General features: G+C 64.2%; 12 protein-coding genes. 8 read left to right on the plus strand and 4 right to left on the minus strand.

Annotated elements, in window-relative coordinates; translation table 11 throughout:
- Positions 1 to 80: 80 nt before the first annotated feature.
- The 3 genes from VHD36_16995 to VHD36_17005 all read left to right on the plus strand — a co-directional run bounded on the left by VHD36_16995 (position 81) and on the right by VHD36_17005 (position 4,578).
- Positions 81 to 2,288: a diguanylate cyclase gene (locus VHD36_16995; protein HVU89024.1), complete on the plus strand. Its 2,208-nt coding sequence runs from the start codon at positions 81 to 83 to the stop codon at positions 2,286 to 2,288.
- A gap of 192 nt (positions 2,289 to 2,480) precedes the next feature.
- Positions 2,481 to 3,092, plus strand: coding sequence for a superoxide dismutase (locus VHD36_17000; protein HVU89025.1), 612 nt, complete (start codon positions 2,481 to 2,483; stop codon positions 3,090 to 3,092).
- 373 nt (positions 3,093 to 3,465) lie between these two features.
- Positions 3,466 to 4,578: a hypothetical protein gene (locus tag VHD36_17005; protein HVU89026.1), complete on the plus strand. Its 1,113-nt coding sequence runs from the start codon at positions 3,466 to 3,468 to the stop codon at positions 4,576 to 4,578.
- A 183-nt stretch (positions 4,579 to 4,761) separates the two neighbouring features.
- On the opposite strand, the gene VHD36_17010 is transcribed toward VHD36_17005, so the two are convergent.
- Complete coding sequence (locus VHD36_17010; GenBank protein ID HVU89027.1) at positions 4,762 to 5,652, minus strand: hypothetical protein; 891 nt, start codon at positions 5,650 to 5,652, stop codon at positions 4,762 to 4,764.
- Positions 5,653 to 6,007: 355 nt separating this feature from the next.
- Between VHD36_17010 and VHD36_17015 the strand changes: the two genes are divergently transcribed.
- A complete protein-coding gene (locus VHD36_17015; GenBank protein ID HVU89028.1) occupies positions 6,008 to 6,736 on the plus strand; it encodes a hypothetical protein in 729 nt (242 codons plus the stop codon).
- Between the two features lie 640 nt (positions 6,737 to 7,376).
- Positions 7,377 to 7,808 (plus strand): MaoC family dehydratase, encoded by a 432-nt coding sequence (locus tag VHD36_17020; GenBank protein ID HVU89029.1) that lies wholly within the window; start codon positions 7,377 to 7,379, stop codon positions 7,806 to 7,808.
- 31 nt (positions 7,809 to 7,839) lie between these two features.
- Here VHD36_17020 and VHD36_17025 read toward each other — a convergent pair whose 3' ends face one another.
- Complete coding sequence (locus VHD36_17025) at positions 7,840 to 11,619, minus strand: family 10 glycosylhydrolase (GenBank protein ID HVU89030.1); 3,780 nt, start codon at positions 11,617 to 11,619, stop codon at positions 7,840 to 7,842.
- A 605-nt stretch (positions 11,620 to 12,224) separates the two neighbouring features.
- Complete coding sequence (locus tag VHD36_17030; protein HVU89031.1) at positions 12,225 to 13,454, minus strand: sulfatase-like hydrolase/transferase; 1,230 nt, start codon at positions 13,452 to 13,454, stop codon at positions 12,225 to 12,227.
- 192 nt (positions 13,455 to 13,646) lie between these two features.
- On the opposite strand from VHD36_17030, the gene VHD36_17035 reads away from it, so the two are divergent.
- The gene (locus tag VHD36_17035; protein ID HVU89032.1) at positions 13,647 to 14,198 is read left to right on the plus strand and encodes a methyltransferase domain-containing protein; all 552 of its coding nucleotides are present in this window, start codon (positions 13,647 to 13,649) and stop codon (positions 14,196 to 14,198) included.
- 246 nt (positions 14,199 to 14,444) lie between these two features.
- Positions 14,445 to 16,439, plus strand: coding sequence for an ATP-binding protein (locus tag VHD36_17040; protein ID HVU89033.1), 1,995 nt, complete (start codon positions 14,445 to 14,447; stop codon positions 16,437 to 16,439).
- A 41-nt stretch (positions 16,440 to 16,480) separates the two neighbouring features.
- On the opposite strand, the gene VHD36_17045 is transcribed toward VHD36_17040, so the two are convergent.
- On the minus strand, positions 16,481 to 17,938 hold the full coding sequence (locus VHD36_17045; protein HVU89034.1) for a hypothetical protein: 1,458 nt from the start codon (positions 17,936 to 17,938) through the stop codon (positions 16,481 to 16,483).
- Positions 17,939 to 18,409: 471 nt separating this feature from the next.
- Between VHD36_17045 and VHD36_17050 the strand changes: the two genes are divergently transcribed.
- Positions 18,410 to 20,299: a c-type cytochrome domain-containing protein gene (locus tag VHD36_17050; GenBank protein ID HVU89035.1), complete on the plus strand. Its 1,890-nt coding sequence runs from the start codon at positions 18,410 to 18,412 to the stop codon at positions 20,297 to 20,299.
- Positions 20,300 to 20,325 lie beyond the last annotated feature (26 nt).

Below are 20,325 nucleotides of genomic sequence, written 5' to 3' on the forward strand. Positions count from 1 at the left end.
TCCCCACAGCTGTATCGGCAACCATGACACCTTCTGCCTCCCCATCTACGGCCGCTCGTGCAGGCGGCGCGGCGGACGCCGTGCTCGCCTCGGATCAACTCCCGATCGGCGAACGGCTTCAAGAGCTGACCAGGCTGCTTTCGGATTTGCACGAGACGCCAAACGCCTCGACCAGCACGCCCTTGCAGCTGACCCCCACTCAGGAAAACACCCTGGTCCAGGTGCGGCTGGGCATCGCCAGCAGCTTGTACACGGCGCTGAAATGGAAGCACGAGCCGACGGCGCGGCATTGCCTGCGCGTGGCGCTGGGTTGCTCGGCCTGGGTCCATCGGCTGGGATTGCCCCCCGAGCGGCGCGACGAGATCGAAGTGGCCGCGCTTTTGCACGACGTCGGCAAGATCGGCGTCCCCGAGCACATCCTCACCAAGCCCGGCCCGCTGACCGTGCAGGAAATGGCCGTCGTCGAGGGGCATTGGCTGGTGGGGTTGGAAATCCTGCGCAACTGCTGCGCCGCGAAGACCCTGCAAGACATCCTGCTCTACACGCCCGCCTGGTTCGACGGCAGCCGTCTGGGCCTGGGGGTGCTGGGCGAATCGTTGCCGCTGGGGTCGCGCATCGTGGCGATCATGGACGCCTTCGATTCGATGACCAACGATCACGACTATCGTCCGGCGCTAACGCGGCAACAGGCGTTTCACGAGCTACACCGCGGCGCTGGCCGGCAGTTCGATCCACGCCTCGTGAAGTCATTCTGCGAATTGCACGATCACGACGAATCGAAACTGCTCGAGCTGGTGCCGCGCCGGTGGCTGCAGCAGCTTGATCCTTCGGAAGTGAACACCGCCTGGCGATTGAACGACCGCGAGGCGCCGTCGCCGCAGCTTTATCAGATGCCGTACTTCCAGGAGCGGTTGATCGACGAACTGGCCGAGGCCGTGATTTTCGTCGATAACTCGCTACGAATCATTCGCTGGAACGCGGCGGCCGAGCGGCTGACCGGCGTGCCGGCCGAAAACGTTTACCTGCGCAACTGGGCCCCCAGCCTGTTGCGATTGCGCGATGAACACGGCTGCATCATCCAGGACCAGCAGTGCCCCATGGCCTATGCGTTGCAGGCCGGGACGATGTGGGCCGGTCGGCTGAACCTGCGCGGCCGCGATGGGCACGTAGCCACGGTTACGGCCCGGGCGTGCCCCGTACACGGCGAAGACGGCACGCCGCAAGGGCTCGTCATCGTGCTACACGGCACGGTCACCGAAGACGCGCACCACGAGCATTCGCAGCAGTTGCACGAAATCGCGGCACGCGATCCGCTGACGCGGCTGCCGAATCGGGCCGAGTTCGATCGGCAAGTCGACGCGGCCGTGGCCGCCCACACGCGCGAGAAGCGACGCTGCAGCATCATCATCACCGGCGTCGACGACTTCAAGCAGATCAACGAGGACTACGGGCACCGAGCCGGCGACGAGGTGTTGCGGGCTTATGCGGCGCTGTTGCTCGGCTCGTGCCGGGTGGGTGATATCCTGGCCCGCTACGGCGGCGACGAGTTCATCATGTTCTTCGCCGACTGCGACGGCCAGATCGTGGCGCGGCGCGGCGAGCAATTGCGCATGGCCTTCGCCGATTTGCCGCACGAAGAATTGGGCAATAAGCGCGCCAGCGCCAGCTATGGCGTTACCGAAATCCAGCCTGGCGATACGCCCGACACGATGATCTGCCGCGCGAAGCGCGCGTTGCAGCAGGCGAAAGCGGCGGGCCGCAACAAGGTCGTGCAGCTTGGCTCGGGGCAAGAGACCGCATCCCGGCCGCTGCTCAAGCTGCGCTGCAAGTTCACCTCCGGCGAGCCGGTGATCGAAAAGCAGTTGGTGAGCGAGGTGCCGCTGGAAGTGAGCGTGGAAAAACTGCGCGGTTTCATCTCGGACCATCATGCCAACGTCATCGAGCTGAAAGAAACGCGCGTCGTGTTGGCCGTCACCTGCGGATCGCCGGCGCGGCCCCTGTTCTCGCAGCGCACCACGCGGTTCACGATGGAAATCGACTTCGAGGAAGAGCGCGAGCGGCCGGCGAATGACGACGATCGCCAGGCCGGGTCCGGGGTGCGGACGATCATCAAGATCGCCATCCGGCCCGAGAAGACCGCCGAGCGCCGCCAGAAGCTCGTCGACGAGCATGCGCGGCAATTGTTGATCAGCCTGCGCGCCTATCTGATGGCCGTCGAACCGGGCGACACCGCGGCCAGCGTGCTTGCGCGCGCCAAGGGTCTGCTGCTGCCGCGCTGGTCACGCTAGGGCCGACACGCGTGCGGCACTTCTTTCCGCGCGAGAATCGTACTGGTGAACAAGCCACCGGGGACACCCGTGGGTTTCTCGGTGATCTGCGGCCCGCGCGGCTGATTGCTATTGCGAAACCTTTCGGGTATGCTGCGCGCGGATTGTACGATTTTTCGCTGCTTCGACCTGTCCGTTCCGGAGATAACCACCATGGCTTATACCGTGCCCGACCTGCCGTATGCCTTCGACGCCCTCGAGCCGCATATCGATGCGCAGACGATGCAGATTCATCACGACAAGCATCACGCCGCGTACGTGACGAATTTGAACAACGCCATTCAAGGAACGGATTTGGGCAATCAAAGCATCGAGGCGCTGGTGTCGGCGATCGACAAGGTGCCCGAGAACATCCGCACGGTGGTACGTAACAACGGCGGCGGCCACGCCAACCACTCGCTGTTCTGGACCGTGATGGGACCGAAGGCGGGCGGTCAGCCGAGCGGCGCCTTGGCCGAAGCCATCAAGGCCGATCTGGGCGGCTTCGACGCTTTCAAGGATCAGTTTGCCAAGGCTGCTACCACGCGCTTCGGCAGCGGCTGGGCTTGGCTGAGCGTCGGCCCCGGCGGCAAGCTGATTGTCGAAAGCACGCCAAATCAAGACAGCCCGCTCATGCACGGCAACACGCCGATCCTGGGCCTGGACGTGTGGGAACACGCGTATTACCTGAAGTACCAGAACCGCCGGCCTGAGTACATCGCGGCCTTCTGGAACGTGATCAACTGGCCGAACGTGGCCGAGCGATTCGCCGCTGCCAAGCGCTAGCACTCGGTCGAGCAGGTCAGGTAACGCGCTGTCGCGGCGGCATTGCTAGCGATGCTTGGCAATGCGGTTGCGCGCTTGCCAAAAATGATATTGATTCGCGGGCGCGTCCTTCTATAATCCCCGCCCGGTTGCGCCGTAGGCGGTCACTCTGGCAGTCGTGCCTTCTAACGCGATTGTATGGAGTTCACCGTTGCACCTGTCCGAATAGATATCCAGACAACGCTCCCGCGTGCGGCCCGCACCGCGCACGGACGAGCGCAGCACATCTTGTCGCATTTCAACAGAGCAGTGCGGTGCGCGAGCGCGGCAAGGAGGCCGTGCGACCCGCTGTCGTCTCTGACATATCTTCTTCTCTCTACAAGGCAGCCGAGCCATGTATTTTCCAGTTGCGCACGCAACGTGTGTCGCCCTTTTGGCGCTGGCCGTCACGGGTTGCCAAAGCGGCGTGAAGTGGCCCTTCGCCAAGAAGGAGGCCGCAGCCTCGCAAGCCTACCCGGGCGCCACCACGCCAGCGGGCGCCTACTCGAATCAAGCGCAGTCGAACGTGCAACTGCCGTCGACCACGACGCAGCCCTACAACATTGGCAATAGCTACGCGCCGGGCAATACCTCGGCCGCCGCGACCGGGACTTATCCTGAAGCCGCGGCCGCGGCCACCGCCGCCACTTATCCCGGCGCGGGAGCCGGCACGACCAATGCCGGTAGTGCCTACGGCGCCCCGGCCGCCTATCCGGGCGGAAACACCGCTTATCCTTCGACCGGCGGCATGCCGAGTTCGTATCCGGGAGCCGGTGGTTATGCGGCAACCGGAGCTTCGCCCGCCGCTCCGCAAGAAGGTGCTTATGGCAGCTCGATGGCGCCGTCGGCCGCGAGCGCCTATCCCTCGACGCCTGGTTCTTATGGAGCCACGGCCTCGGCCGGATCGTATGGTTCAACCGCCAGCCCTGGTGCGTACGGCACTTCGCCGCCGGCTGGTTCCTATGGCAGCACCCCCTCGACCGGCACCTATCCGCAGACCGCGTCGGCTTATCCTACGACAGGTGCCGCGGGCTCGTACCCGCCGCCCAGCACGCCGGGTGCCGAATCGTACAGCGCTGGCACACCGGTCGCTCAGACGGCGGACAGCCGCTACGGACAATATGAAAGCCCGGCCGCGACGACCGGTAGCGCGTATTCGAGCCCGGCCGCCAGCAGCTATCCGAGCACGACCCCGGCCGCCCCTGCCGCCGCGGCGCCGTACCAAGGTTCGGCTTATCCGGCCACGCCTGCGTCGACCACGATGCCGGCCGCCAGCAGTACTCCTTATCGTCCTGGTGGTACTTCGGACTATGTGCCAACGACACCGGGAGGCAGCGTGCCCAGTGGCTACGGCTCGACCGCCTCGGGCGTTCGCCCGGCGAGCTACGATGGCTCGGCGACGTCGATGCCCGCGACAGGTGCTGGCTACAACGACGTGGCGACACCCGCTGCCGTTCCCACGCCGTAAGAGCGTGACGCCTACGAAATCGAACGTAATGAAGGTTGCCCGGCAGTCACCTGACGCCGGGCAACTTTTTTGTTGCGCTCGGCTGGTAAATCCGCGCCCGTACTTCGATCGAAAGACTTCCTCTCCCTTCGGGAGAGGGTTAGGGTGAGGGGCTTTCAACTTCGACGCCTATTGCTGTTCCCCTCACCCCGGCCCTCTCCCAGAGGGAGAGGGAGTTAGTGCAGCGAGGCGCTCGTCGATCCAAGCGCGCGGTACGAAGCGTTGCAGGTGGGCGATGAACGTGCGCTCGGCAGCGTCGCGTGACGCGGTCGCGGCAGCGCTGGCGTCGCCTGGATCGCGGCTTCCAGCGTGGGCCGTCTCTTCCGCGCGGCGCCCGATGCGCACGGCCCATAGCATGCCGTAGGCATCGCGAAAGTCGCACCACAGGCGCTCGTGCGTATCGCGCGCGGGCCTGCGCCGCGGCCAGCCCAGCACTGGCAGGATTGCGGCGCCCGCGAAGACCCCCAGCGCCGCCGGGACGCGCCACGCGGTCGCGATCGTGATCCTGTCCCCCCATGGCAAGTAGTCGGCCAAGAGCACGAATTGTCCCGCGGCGTACAGCAGGCTCGCTGGCCAGAAGCGCGTGGGGAGATAGTTCACCAGTCCCACGCCGATCAGCACGGCAACAAATGCGCGCCACGCCGGATCCAGCGCCACCGGCTGCCCGTAGTGATAGATCAGGTCCTGAAACGCGGGTAGCGCCAAGACGAACCACAGCGCCGCCACGATCAAGTGCCAGGCGCGGTCTTGAGGCCGTTTCGCGCCCAGCACGGCGATGATCGGGCAGAACGTCGCGACGGCCGCGATATAGCGGGCCGCGCCGAGCCAGCGCGGGGGACCCTCGCCCGACGCCAGGACGGCGGCCAATTCCACGCCCACGAGTGCGGCGAGCGCCGTCAGCCCCCATCGCCACGGGGCGACGAGCGTCGTCTCGCGCACAAACGATCGCGCGTAATCGAGCGCAGTCGCGATCACCATGCTTTCTACAACGAGCACGATCACGGGGTGCCAAAAGTGTAAGGCTTCGTTATTCATGGCGACGACAACGCGGGCTTGCCCTCAAGGTTGGCACAATCGCTACAGCTTGCGCGAGCGTTGCCAAAAGGCAACACACCGCCGGATCGCTTGATTCTAGCAGCAACTTGCTGCCGCCGAACGGGATAGGCGATGCCGTGTTCGGCTCGGGTGACCTGAACGGTTGGCGAAAATGCAACGGTTGCGTTTGCTCTACGGGCAATCGCGGGGCATGTTTTCCCGTGACCCGTACCCGCCCGCATATGCGGCCGCCGCGGTAACCAACCCGCGCGAGATCGAGGATCAGGTTTCCTCTCACCCGGCCCGCGGGCCACGGTCACGCGTCTCTCGGTTTGCCTTGCAGGGAGAGTAAAGCATGTCAGCCATTGTTTCGTCGAAGTGGGTTCGTCGCAGCCTGATTTTAGCGGTCGTTGCGGGCACGGCCGTGGCGCTTGTGGCTGACGCGAACGCCTTTCATCGGCGTCGCGTGATCGTGACGTACGGTCCTGCCGTCGTGCCACCGGTCGCCGTGGGACCGAACAGCCTTAACCCCGTCGGCTTCGGCTTCGGCGGGTACAGTTACGGCGGCTACCCCTACTACGGATACTACGGATTCTTGCCGGGCCCCTACGAAGGCTTCGCCCCTTATGCACCTGCGGGCGCCGGTCCGTTTTATGGCCAGGTGGCGTACAGCGCGTACGGCGCCGCCGCGGCCACGGGCCTTGATGCAACGGCCGCCGGCCAGGCCGCGATCATGCCCCCAGGCTACGGTTGTGATCCCACCTGCTTGATGTCGCCACATGCGTATCGCCGCTACGTGCGGCGGCTGAATCGAGCCTTATTCCGTAGCGGCTATTGGTGCGGGCCGCTGGGCGCGCCCGGCGCTTACGGCGCGGTGCTCGGTGCTTCGGCCTTCATGGACGATGGCTTGGACGAGGAGCCGATCGAAGACCTCGGCGGCGAAGAATTGGATCCGACGCTCGGCATCGAGCAATCGCCCGTGGACGGTGAACAGGTTGCTCCGCCCTTGCCGCGTGAGGCCGTGCCGAGCCAGACCACGCCGACCGACGACGCTCCACGGCCCGCGCTCGAGCCATCGTTTTAGTTACCGCGCGGTGTGCGGCTCATGGTGAGCCGGCGCCCGCCGAGCGCGACGAAAACCTTCGGACGCTAGCCCCCCTCTGCCGCTGTTGCCTTCGGGGAGAAGGAGTAGCAAAGGCGAAGGGGCGCTGGCACGAGCGGGCGCGCCCCAACGCTAGGGGGCGCGCCCGTTTTTCTTTCCTGATCATCGCGGCTGACATGCGGCGGTTTTGCCCAGCCGGCACATTCGCTACCGATCGCCGCGCGTGTTGGGATCGGCTCTAGCAGGACCTGCGCCCATGCCGATACTTTCAATACAAATGCCGGGAGGGCGGGGCAATCACCTAGGGCTGCCCCGTTTCAGGATAGAGGTCATGGTAAGTCGACGGATCGAATTACCATGACCTTTTTTGCGCGCCTGCGGCGCGGCAACCCGTCGGCCGTCGCTACCGCTCAGTCACACAGTCGAAGCTGCGTTTGGGTGCCGTGGCCACGCGCGCCGTGGCCAAGCTGAACCGGCAAGGGATCGCGCCACATGCTCAGGCAAGCGTGAGCATGGCCCCCCTTTTTGCACCGCGACAGGTCGCTAGCGCTTTGCGAACCGCGCGCGGGGCTGGTCTATTGGCGGCGGTTCAGCAATCGCTTTCACCGCCAGGTCCGCCGCCATGCCTCGACCGACCATCGCTTCGCGCATCCCCGACAGTTTCACCGTGGGGCAGCGCGTCTCGTTCACGCGCACCTTCACCGACGGCGACATGGCGCTGTTCATCGGCGCCACGTGGGATATCAATCCCTACCACACCGACGACACCTTCGCCGCCACGACGCGCTTCCAGCGCCGCATCGTTCCCGGCCTCTTGCCGGGGAGCATGGCAACACACCTGGGCGGGCTGTGGGGCTTTCTGGCCACGGAGATGAACATGGAATTCGTGGCGCCGGTCTACGTCGGCGACACCATCACTCTCGAAGTCGAGATCACGGCCGTCGAAGAGCCGCGCGGATTGGTGCGCGCAAAATGCCGGTGGACGAATACCGAAGGGGTCGAGGTAGTGCGCGGCGGATTTGCCGGGTACCCCGCACGGCGCAAGCCGGCGTGATGGCCGCACACGCAATTGATGCGGGGTCGTCTCACCGCAACATCGAGGGCATGGCCCTGCGCATGCGTTCCATGATGCCCGGCTTGGCTTCGGTTTCGACGGGAGCCGACGCGTCGGTTCGCTTGGGCGTGTAGCGCGGGCGCGCGGCCAATGGATCGGCCGCCAAGGGCACGTTGGCGACCAGGAAACGCGGCCAATAGCCATCGAGCAAGCGCATGCAATCACCGAGCTGCCGGCTTTCGAGCATGTAGCTGGCGACGGTGATCATTTTCTTCAGCTCGCGGAACTCCTGATCGTCGAACTCGCGCAGCTCGATATCGTCGATCCACAATTCACCTGGCCCGGTCAGATCAAAACGAACGCACAAGTCGGACAATTGTTCGGTCGGCAAGTCGCGGACCTCGAAGAGGAACTGCGTCCAATCGCCGCTAATGGCTTGCGCGGTGCCGGCGCCGACCGGCGCATAACGATAGTAATCCTGCCCCTTCCAGCGTGCGCTCACGGCCAGGCGCAAAGGGGGCTGCCGCTGCGGATCCGCCACCCGCAGCCAGGCCAGCACCGACAAGTGCCCACTAGGCAGCGGAGTAATCGGCGCGCTGACGAGCGAGGCCGCGGCTTGCGTGCTGCTAAAACGCAGGCTCTGTTCACCCGAGCGTTTTTGATTCGTGTCGCATTCCGCGGCCGCGCCTGGGTGTTCGCGCAGCGTCCAGCCAGGGAGCGCATTGTCCGGTTCCGGCGGCTGCTCGAACCCCGCATTGACGAGGATCCTGCGGGCTTGCGGTTGCTGGAGCGCGGCGACCCGTTCACCCAACTCGCGGATGCGCAGATAGAGATCGTTCTCGACGTCCTGAGCAAACGACACTTGCGGATGCGCAAGCTGCACGTCGGGCGACGAGAACCGCCCGGCCAATAGTTCGAAGGGCTCGAGGTCGATCACCCAGTTGCGCTGCGCCCCTGCCGCCGAGAGCGCTGGCAGCCGGCGCGTCTTGCCAAAACGATCCAGTTGGCACACGCTCGGCGTCTCGACTTCAACCGTGACGCGCGTTTGCCATGGCGAATCATTGGTGAAGTAGACGTACGTCGCCGCGTCCGTCGAGTGGCGGCGAATCGTCACCGGTTGCTGCGTCCCCGCGACGGTCTCGAAGGGGGCCGCTGGCAGCTCGCGATAAGTGGCGACCATCTCGGCCAGCGATTCCTCGGCCCCCAGCGGTAACAGCCAACCACCGTCGATGAGCGTGGCGGCATCGAGCGTGGCGATGGCGTGTACGAACCGTTGCCGATTGAGCGCGCCGGCCGGCGCCGGCTGGCCGACGAGCAGCGTCTGCGCGCCTTTGAACGGGCTCTTGGCGTCGAAGGACGGCAAGCGCAACTGTTGCGGCTCGTGGAAAAACAGCGCAGCTGCCGTCCGGGCTTGCGCGGCACGGTCGATTTCCGCCGACTGATTCAACTCAACTTCCACGCCTTGCTCCACGAGCTGGTTGACCGGCTCGATCCACTGCGGCCGGGCGAGTACCAGCTCCTCGCTTTCCTGGCATAGCTTTGGATCGATGCCCAGCGACAAGAGCACACCCTGCGCGCTGGTGCGGGCGCGCAAGCTGGGGCGCAGCGCCTGCTGAATATCCGGACGATCGAAGAGATGCGCACCGGCCAGATACAACCGCGCGGGAGCATCCTTCACGCGCACCATCTCGGCTTGCATGCGGCGATGCAGTTGATTCAGCGCCTGGCTGCGCCATTCGAGCCAGGGAGCACGAAATTCGCTGGCGATCGCTTGAACCCGCGCAGCGTGATCCTGCCGCACGAGAGCTTCCAATTCCCGCTCGTGTACGAAGCGATCGACAGTTTGCTCGTCGTAGCACCAATCCGCCCCCGGCAGCTGCGCATAACCATCGGCGGCCAGGTGCAAGGCCAGGCCGGAAAACGCCGCGTGATGCTGGTAGCGCTCGCACAGTTCGCGCACCACGGCAAGCATCTCGTCCTGCACGCGGACGTTCAGCGGGTTGTAATACGGGGCGAGCCCCTTCCGCGCGCCGTGTACGGCCAGCCACGAGCGTCCCTGCGCATCGACGGGGACGATACCCGACTTCTCACCATTGCGCAACCGGCGCAGCTCTTCTTCCAGCGCCGGCAACGGCGCCGCGAATTGCAGCGCCGGAATTAGTTGCATTCCTTCTCGATCGAACAACCGGAAAAGCAGCTCCAGGATGTCCTTGCGATAGGGATCCTGACCGGAAACGAAATAAGCGCCCGTGTCGTAGCGCGGCGTGGGCTGCAACAGCTTGCTCGGATAGATCGTGCTGCCATCGGCCAGCACGGTCATCACCAGCCCGTTGTAGCCGACGTATTGCAGATACTCGACGAGCCGCGCCGCCCCTTCGTAGTAGGTGACCCAGTCGTCCAGCCCGCGACCGCTCCATTCGTCGTAGGCTTCGCTGGCCGAGAAGTTCTCGGGAAAGAGCGGCCGGTCGTAGTAAGCGGCCAGCAGTCGATTACCGCCGGGCTGGTTGGCGGGAAAGGCGCTTGGCAAATACGCGGGGCGGCTTGTATCACGACCCAGGTTCGAGACGCCGGCGGCTTTCGGACCAATGACACGCACCTTGCCGAACGCCGCGCGAGATCCTTCGCGCTGATTCGTGAGCAGAAGCAGCGGCGCCTTGGTGCGCGGCCAGAAGGCCACCCGATGCCTGGCCAGACGCGGCTCGCGACTGACCGCCGTGTCGGGTACGTCGATGCCCGTATCCAGACCAATCGGTGTCATGTGGCCTGCCGTATTGGGCTCGACAATGCTGATGCCCAACGTCTGCGGCAGATCGGCGGGATACTCGACTTCGACGAAATGCGGCTGGCCGGGCCGTGCGATCGGCAGCGGAAACGCCTCCCAACTCACGTTTGGTTCGCGCCCCCCCGGACCGAGTTGAGTCAGCGAGCCGAGCGAATGCTGCCAGGGCGCCGCGTCACCATTGCCGAGCGGACCACGGCGCAGACCAGGAATGGGGACGTTCGTCCACCGCTCCCACCAGGCCGGGTTGGCCGGATCGATTTCGAACAACGTGTCGGCCACCGCCGGCAGCGGCGCGGCGCCTGCCGGGCGCGGGCGTTCCTTGGCCAGCACCACGAACTGTAACTTGCGCTCGTCGACCGTCTGCTTCCAACCCAAGCGGTTTTGCAGCGCGCGGCGATGGATCACGATGCGCAAATCGTAGATCCCTTCGGCTTCCGGCAATTTCACGGGAAGAACCGCCGGCTCGGTGGCCGAGCCATCGGGCGTAAGCGGTAGTTCACGCTCGAACGACCACAAGGGATCGCGCGCCGTGCGCGCGGCGAAAAGTTGCGCCACCATCAGCACCTTGCCACCCGCCGACGAGCCCAACAAATGCGGCTGCAGCTCGACCTCGGCGATTTCTCCCGTCGAAAAGATCACCGAATCGCGCGGGAGCTTCACGCGCAAGCGATCTCCCGGTACGCGCCGCACCAATAGTCGGCTACCCAGGGCATCGAGCGAAACCGCGAACGGCTCATGCGCCACCTGTGCGAGCGGCACTTCCACGTCGGTCGCGGCAGCATCGGCGGCGCCGGAGAGATTCACGCGCAGCATCGCGGTCAGCGGCGCCGTCACGTCGAGATCGACGCCGTCGTAGGCACGGGCGCTGCGCGGCTGGATGCGCAGATTGCCCGAATCGATCCAAATGGATGCCGGCTCGTCCGCTTCAATGCCCAGCGGAGTCGGCGCCGAGAGCGCTCCTTCGTCGAGCGCGACCGTGCCGCGCCATAGTTGTTCGCGGCCGCCTCCCCATTCCAAGCGCAGCCGCATCGAAGGTTGCTGAGCAGCGAGCGGTGCGGCAAGAAGCAAAGCCGAGAGAGCGAAGCAGAGCGCCACATAGCGGGCACAGGCGCCAAGAGCTGACGGCGAGCGCGAAGGGACGTTCGCGACCGCCGATCTTCGCGCGCGCGATGCCCACCAGCTTGATCGGTTCCACCGACCGCCAAGCGCAATGCGAATCACCGACGACGACCTGCCGGCCGACGCCGCGTACGCTGCTTTCGGACTTCCTTGTCCGATCATCGTGGACTCAAAACTATTTTCGACGCTGCGCTACGGAGAGATTCCAAGCACACGTTGGCGCCGCTGACTGATGTACAAACCCGAGCAGGCCAGAAAAAACCGCGTCACCTTGTTACGAACCGGCCGTAAGTGACGAAGCAGTAAAGAGTAATCTCGCCCGAAGGGGACGCGGATTATAGTGCCGCGGCGGAGGGCGACCTATGCCATCTTCGACTGCTGGCCCGCCACGTATGCCGGGAAAGGCAATCGCATCGTTCGTTGCTATCGCGTGCGCGATAGCGGTTGTTTCGCGACTATTCGCTGGGCCTCTTGTAAACGCCCATGGCAAAACGCATTACGAATGCCAGCACCTCTTAGTCCAAATGCTCGGTGAGGATTTCTGCTAGCGGAGCTGGCGCGCTCGCCGTCTCGGCGCTATTGGCCGCATCGAGGACCGCGGTGAGCAGTTCAACCACTTCCGGACAACGGTCGGCGACGTCGTTGACCTCCCAGCGATCGTCGGGCTTGGCATAAAGCTCGACGGTCAGGTCGCGCTGCTTCGCCGTGCCTGGCGCCGAATATTCCGGCACCCGCATGTACCAGGCGTCTGTGCGCACGGCGCGCTGCGCTTTGGGACCGGAAAGAAACGCTCGATCGCGTCGCGCCTCGGTCCGACCGTGGAGAAGGGGCAAGGCGCTGCCGGTTACATCGCGACCAGCGTCCAGCGGCAGCCCGAGAGCGTCGACCAGTGTCGGCGCCAGGTCGGTCGGCTGCACCAGCGCCTGAGTGCGATCGGCGGCGCCGCTGCCGTCGGGAAACCGGAGGATCCACGGCACGTGCGCAAGCTCGGCGTACAGCGCCTGGTCGTTTGGCCCTAGCCGGCCATGTTCACCCAACGGAAAGCCGCGCGCACTTGTGAGCGAAAGGACGGTCCGGTCGGCGAGCGATCGTTGCTCCATATCCTCGAGCAACACGCCCAGGCAGATGTCGAGCAGCGACACCTGGCCCGCATAAGCCTGCGTCACCGGTAACAGCTCATCGGGATCATAATGCTCGCTAAGCCGGCGCGTGGGCACGGTCGTACCAGCGAGTGGGGCCGGATCGTCCTCCTCGCGGTAGCGCTCGCGAAAGGCGAGAGGCGCATCCCACGACATACCGAGGCTGCCGCAATGCAGCCACAGGCAAAACGGTTCGCGCGCTTCATCGAGCCACTCGCCCACCGCGGCAAAGAGCCGCGCGAGATTCGTTTCTTCGATTTCCGCGGCGCAGTTGCCGCTGCGCTCGATGTCCACGTGCACGACGTCGTCGAGCGCGGCCGCCCAAGGAAGTTCGGCCACGAGCGGGTCATCGGTGATGAGTACCGACATCATCCCGGCATCGCGCAAGCGCTGCACGAACGAATTTTTGGGCAGGCCCGCCGGCCCGGGCAGCGACGTGAAACACGCGTACTGCGCCGCCAGATCAGGCGATTCGATCAGCGCCTGGTCGAAAAGAAAGCCCGTAGCCGCGAGCTGATTGAAATATTGCGTCTCGATCCACGAGTTACCGTAGCAGCCCAGGTAGCCCACGTGCAGCCAATCGATCACTACACTAATGATGTTCATTCGTTCGCCACAGAAGCCGCCGTCGGAAGGTCAGGACAGCATTCTACTGGGAAGGCGCCGGCGCCGCGATTCTGAGTGCAGAAGATGCCATGAGCTATAGCCAGATCCTTGTCATCCTCATCGTCGTCGTGGTGGCACTCTATGCAGCGGTAAATCTCGGTTGGCGCTGGGCGAGCCGGCGCTATTTGCTATTTGCTTCCCTGCCCCAGTTGGCTGAGCCGGTCGCTCGAAGGTGGGTTCGTCGATTGGTGGACCGCGACGCAGCGAACCTTGGATCGCATCGGCCTGGCATCCGGCGACCGTGTGCTGGAAATCGGGCCTGGGCCAGGCCGATTGCTGATACCCGCCGCCGCACGCGTGCGGCCCGGCGGCACCGTGGTGGGACTCGACGTGCAAGCGGGCATGATCGAACGACTGAAGAAGCGCGGCGCCGGTGTCGAGAACTTATCAACCGAACTCGGCAATGCTGAAAACATGCCGTTCGGCGAGGCTTGCTTCGACGTCGTGTACATGGCGATGGTGCTGGGCGAAATCCCTCATCGCGAGCAGGCCCTGGCCGAGTGTTTTCGCGTGCTGAAGCCCGGCGGCCGACTGTCGATCACGGAAATGGCGGCGGATCCGCACTTTCAATCACGCGCGACCGTCACGCGGCTGGCCGCGGCGGCTGGCTTCGTGCGACCGGATATCATCGGCCGTCCATGGTCGTTTACGGCAAGTTTCGCGAAGCCCACCAGCGCTAGCTAATCGTCTCACGACCATTTGCCGGCCGCTCAATGGTGCGACGCGTGCGGCAACGATTGGCGCAGCACACCAAATCGCCCGCGCCCCGAGGAACCGACGCGACCGGGTTTTTTCGACGAAATGCCGGCCTCGGGGGATGCGTTTCCTGTCGCGGACGATCTAGAATCGACGCTCTCCGATCGATGAGTCTCCTCGTGGGGTGTCCCAATGGACGGTTTTGTTCGGGGCCTATTCAGCGCCGACGGCTTCATGCCGCGATGGCATTGCGGGAATTGGAGCGATTTCCACGGTTGGTTGTACATCCTCTCCGACGTCGGTGTGTGGTCGGCGTACACCGCCATTCCCGCCGTGCTGATTTACTTTGTCTGGCGCAAAGCCCAGATCCCGTTTCGAGGCGTCTTCCTGCTGTTTGGGGCGTTCATCCTGGCGTGCGGGCTGACGCATTTGCTCGATGCCATCATGTTCTGGTGGCCCGCGTATCGGCTGCTTGGTCTGATCGAATTTCTGACGGCGCTCGTCTCCTGGGGAACGGTGTTTGCGCTCGTGCCGATCGTGCCGCGGGCTCTCTCGATGCGCAGTCCCGAGGAATTGCAACGCGAGATCGATGCGCGCATCGCGGCCGAACTGAAACTGCAACGCGCTAACCAGGAGCTTGAAGAACGCATTCGGCAGCGCACGGCCGAACTCGTCGCGACCAATGCCACGCTCAACGAGCAACGCGAATTGTTCCGCACCACGCTGGCCAGCATCGGGGATGCAGTGATCGCTACCGACACGACGGGGCGGGTGACGTTCTTCAATGCCGTGGCCGAAGCCTTGACCGGCTGGAGTTGGGCCGAAGCGAAAGGAAAGCCGCTCCCGGAAGTGTTTCGCATCCTCGATGAATCAACGCGCCGTCCGGCCGAAAATCCCGCGCTGCGGGCCCTGCGCGATGGCAAAGTCGTGGGCCTGGCCAATCATTCGGTGCTCGTGCAAAAGTCGGGGCGCGAGTTGCCCATCGACGACAGTGCCGCCCCCATTCGCGATGATCAGCAACGTCTGGTGGGCGTCGTGCTCGTCTTTCGCGATGTGACCGAACGACGCCGGGCCGAGTTGGCGCTGCGGGCGAATGAAGAGCAATTGCGGGCCGCCGATCGCAGCAAGGACGAGTTCCTGGCGATGCTGGCTCATGAGTTGCGCAACCCGTTGGCCGTAATACGCAACTCTCTCGAATTGCTCAAAATCGGCGGTGAGGTCCAGACTGTCCAGTGGTGCCAGGACGTTATGCACAACCAGATCGAGCACATTGTGCGGCTGGTCGACGATTTGCTCGACCTGTCGCGCATCATGCAAGGGAAGATTCAACTGCGCAAGGAACCCGTCGATCTCGTTCAGTTGACGACAAATGTGCTCGCCGAGACGCGTCGCGATTGCGAAGCACGCGAGCAGCAGCTTTCGTCATCGTTACCGGCGAAGCCCGTGTGGGTTGAAGGCGACCCGGTGCGGCTGTCGCAGATACTGGCAAACCTGCTGAGCAATGCCGGCAAATACACGGACGCGGGAGGGAGCATTTCGGTCCATTTGGAGAGTCACGAAAACAACGCGATCCTCAAGGTCGCGGATTCGGGCGTGGGAATCCCGGCCAATATGCTGACGCAGATTTTCGTCCCCTTCACCCAGGTCAGCCACACACTGGATCGGGCGCGCGGCGGATTGGGGATCGGCTTGGCGCTGGTGCGCAAGCTCGTCAGCCTGCATGGTGGCGAAGTCATCGCGCGGAGCGAAGGCCTTGGCAAAGGAAGCCAGTTCGAAGTGCGGTTGCCGATCCGCCACGGCGCACCGCCGGAGGTCAAGCCGGCTTGGAAGCCTTCGGCAGTTTCCGTCAAGCGCGTGCTGGTCGTCGATGACAATCACGACGCTGCGCATTCGCTCAGCCTGCTGCTGCGACGGATTTGGAAGCATGAGGTCAGGACGGCTTACGACGGCTCGAAGGCGATCGAGCAAGCCCGCGACTTTCAACCCGACGTCATTCTGCTCGATATCGGCTTGCCCGGCATGGACGGTTATCAAACGGCAGTACAATTGCGCGCGCTGCCTGGGGGAGAGAGCCTACTACTGGTGGCCCTCACCGGGTACGGTCAGGACAGCGACCGGCGCAAATCGCAGGAAGCGGGGTTTGACGTACACCTGGTCAAGCCGGCATCGATCGAGTCGCTGCAGGAGATCTTCTCGCGATTTGCGAGCGACGACGTTCGGCCATCATAAGGGGGCCGAACGTCAACTCGTGTGGCCAAACGCCGGCGCCGCTACTCTTTGTCTTCGCTCGGCGCCGGTGCCGGCGGGCGCCACGGGCGGCGCTTGGCGAAGTTGGCCGCATCTTTCGAAGTGGCGGTGCGCTTGGCGGCGTCCTTGGGCTCGGGCGGAATGCGCTCGCGCGTGCCGTTGCGGCCGAACTTCACGACCTGGCGCGGATCCTTCCAGCCCGATTGCTCGATGAACTTGGTGATCGGCATCCGCTCGGTGCCGGCCAACTCGGCCTTGCTGATCATGTCCGCGGCGCCCGCGGCGGCGCCCCGATCCTTGGGGATTTTTCCTTCGAGCAAGTAGCGGGTGTTGATGTCGATGTTGCCGCTGATCTTGCCAAGGGCATCCATTTCCGAATCGATGACGCCCCCTACCGACGTAATCAAGTCGCGAATCACGTCCCGATCGTCCTCGCCGTCGCCGTCGAGATCGATGTTGCCGAAGATGGCAAAGTGCGTCCGCTGGCCCGGGTGCCACAGGGGCGTGTAAACCTTGTCACCGTTGGCGATCGGGTTCGCCAGGTCCTCTTCCAGCACTCGGCACATCGACATGTGATCGCCCATGATCTGCGTGACCTCGATGCGGGCTTTCAGGCCATCGCCAAGCGCCGTGTTGGCTTCTCGATCGTGCACGCTGAAGGTGACCAGCGGAATCAACTGGTCCGCGGCGCCGATGTTCAGATACACCGTCCCCTTCTTATGCGATTGGACGTTGACGACCTCGCCCTGAGCCACCTCGAAGTTCGAGTTCGTCAGCTTTTTGAGCTTTTCGTTCTTTAACGTGACGTTGGTGGCCAAGGTTTTGATTTCAGTCTTCAACGCTTGCTCTTGCTTGGCGGCGTTGTCCGCGATCTGACCCTTTTCGGCGTCCTTCTTGGCGAGCTGATTGTTCAGATCTTCGCTGGTGGCATTGATCCGCTGCCGGTCGTCTTCGAATTTGCCGCGCTCGGCCACGGTCTCCTTAGCCTGCTCGTCGGCCCGGCTGCTGAACTCCTTGATCTGCGTGTCGCGCTCCTCTTCGCGGCGCTTGAACTGGTCCTGCAACTGCTTGAACTGGTTTTGCAGTTCCGTACTGGCGGTGAACAGCTCTTGATTCGTCTGCCACAGCGATTCCAGCGCGTCACGATAATGCTGCTTCTCGGGCGGCAAGGTGGCCGCGAACTGGCCCATGTCGGTCTCGAACGTCTTCTTCACCGTCAGCGCCGCCTTCTCGTCCGCCTCGGTGGCGCCGACGATCGTCTTCGGATCGACGCCCAGCATCTCCTTCAAGAGCGTGATCTCTTTCTGCATGTCCTGGGCGCGGGCCGTGTCGTCGCGGGCCGTGTCCTTCAGCTTCGTGGCCTCGGCGCGGGCTTCCTGGAAGCTGCGCACGTACATGAACGTGACGACCGCCAGAACGATCGTCAGCATCACGAACACGATCAACGCGATTTGCAGACCCTGATTTTCGGCACGTGCCATAGCGGCATCCTCCGCGGCACGACCAGCGCGCCGCCTACATCGTGAAAATTATCGCGCTTGTGATTCTGTTCCGTAACGAGCACCCTGCGACGTCGCGCGCGCCCCAATCGCCAGGGGTCCAGCGGCGACCGGTGCCGACACGCCGAAAAGCTGCTCTTCGATAGGCCAGGTCCGTGCGGTAACTCCTAGCCAGCACAGGCCTTTACCGAGTGTAAGCAGCGGTACAGTACCTGTCAAAAAAACCAGGAATTCCGAGCGGATCGACGGGTGGCCGCCCGTCAAAAAGACCGGGAAATCCGCATCTCGATCCCAGCCGTACTGCCCAAGGGGCTTGAATCGCCGGCAGACGTTTCCCAGGACTGTCGCTTCCGATAAAGGCGCCAGCGACTGGCGGGCCGGGCTCGACACGCTTAGGTTGGCGTAGACGGGCCACCTACGGAACAGGACCCTCGCGAGGCCTGGCTCAGGACCATGCGTACGGCATTCAAAATCATCCTCGCCGTGCTCGCCATCTTATGCGCGGCGCCCACACCGGCGTACGCCGACGACGATCCGGCCGAATTGTTCGAGTCGATCGACCGATCGTTGCAGAGAGCCAACCAGCTCTTGCGCAGCAAGAAGAATGACGAGGCCCAGGCAGCGCTCGACGATGCGACCGAAAGCCTGGCCTCGCTTCGCAAAATAGCGCTTCCCGACGACCTGCGCGCAGAAGTCGAAGGCCTGCAAAAGCGGCTGACCACCGCCGAACGGACCCTGGCCAAACGGAAGGGCACGGGCAGCAAGGCGGCCGCGACCGCACGCTCCAAGACAAAAGAAGCGTCGCCGGCCCGCACCGCCGCGAAAAACGGCGCAACAAATCGAACGAGCGCGCCCAACCAGGACAAACCGCCCGCGCCCAAGTTCTCGACCGATGTCGCGCCCATCCTGATTGCCCGATGCGGCAATTGCCACATCAATGCGGCATCCGGCGGGCTGAGCATGGCGAACTTCGCCGCGCTGGCCCGGGGATCGCGCGACGGACCGATTATCACGCCAGGGGCAAGCGATGCCAGCCGGCTCGTGGAAGTCATTTTCACGGGCAAAATGCCGCGCGGCGGAGGACAGGTCAGCCCGGAAGAGCTGGCCATGATTTCCCTGTGGATCAACGCCGGCGCGCGCTTCGACGGCACCGATCCGACGGCCCCCCTGGGTCAACAGCCTGCAATGGCGCCGGCGAACGATCCCAGCGCGGCCAAGACAGAGGACGTTCTATTCGTTCGTGATCTGGCCCCGGCGATCGTGGCCAGTTGCCTCGATTGCCATAAAAATGATCAGCCTGCCGGTGAGCTTCGCCTGACCTCGTTCGCTTCGCTCATCGAGGGCGGGGCGTCGGGCAAGGTTGTCGAGCCCGGCCGGCCGCGCGACAGCTTGCTCGTCAAGCGACTGCGCGGCCTCGACGGTACACGCATGCCGAAAGACAAAGCGTCGCTTTCCTCGGATGTGATCGCGCGCTTCGAAGCCTGGATCAAGCAGGGCGCCCCAACGGGCGGGATCGACACGGCCATGCCGCTTTCACTCGCGATCGAGCGGTACGAAGCTGCGCAGCTGACGCACGAGGAGCTCACGGCGAAGCGGCGCGCCTCGGCCGAAAAAATGTGGACCCGAGCATTCCCCGACGCGCCGGCCAAGGTGCAGCAAACCGCGAACTTCCTTGTCTTCGGAAACGTTTCGGCGGATCGACGGACACAAGTGGCAAAGCTGGCCGAAACCGAGCTCACAAAGATCGGCAAACTGCTCAAGCTTGCGAGTGACGCGCCGCTCGTCAAAGGAGCCCTGGTTCTCTTTGCATTCGGTAGCGCGCAGGACTACGACGACTTCGTGCGCGCGGTCGAAGAGCGCGAGCCGTCCGAAGGCGTCAATGGCCATGCCCGGGCGCAAGGCGCGGACTTGTACGCGTGCCTCGTCGTGAAGGGTGAGAGCGGCGAAACCCTGCCGGCCTTGGTCGCCGAGCAAGTCGCCGACGGGTTTCTGTTGACCTTGAGCAACGTCCCGCCGTGGTTCGCGGCAGGTGCCGCGCGGACGATTGCGACCCGTGTCGAGCCCAAGAGTCCGCTCGTTAAAAAGTGGAACACCGAGATTCAGGCTCTCTCGCCGGTGGCCAACGCCGAACAGTTGCTCTCCGACTCCACGTTGGATCGCGAATCGATCGCGCACCGCTATGCGCTGGTGCAAAGCCTGACGCGCAAGTTGCCGCAATTCCAGGCTCTCGTCGCGGCGTTTGCCCAGGATCAGGATTTCGACGCCGCGCTGACCGAGGCTTATCGCCACGACGGGCGCGAGCTGGCCGAGCTGTGGTCGCGGCGCAAGCCGGCGGCTAAATAATCGCGCTGCGTCGAACGAAGTTTGCC

The sequence above is a fragment of the Pirellulales bacterium genome (assembly GCA_035546535.1).
Lineage (GTDB): Bacteria > Planctomycetota > Planctomycetia > Pirellulales > JACPPG01 > JACPPG01.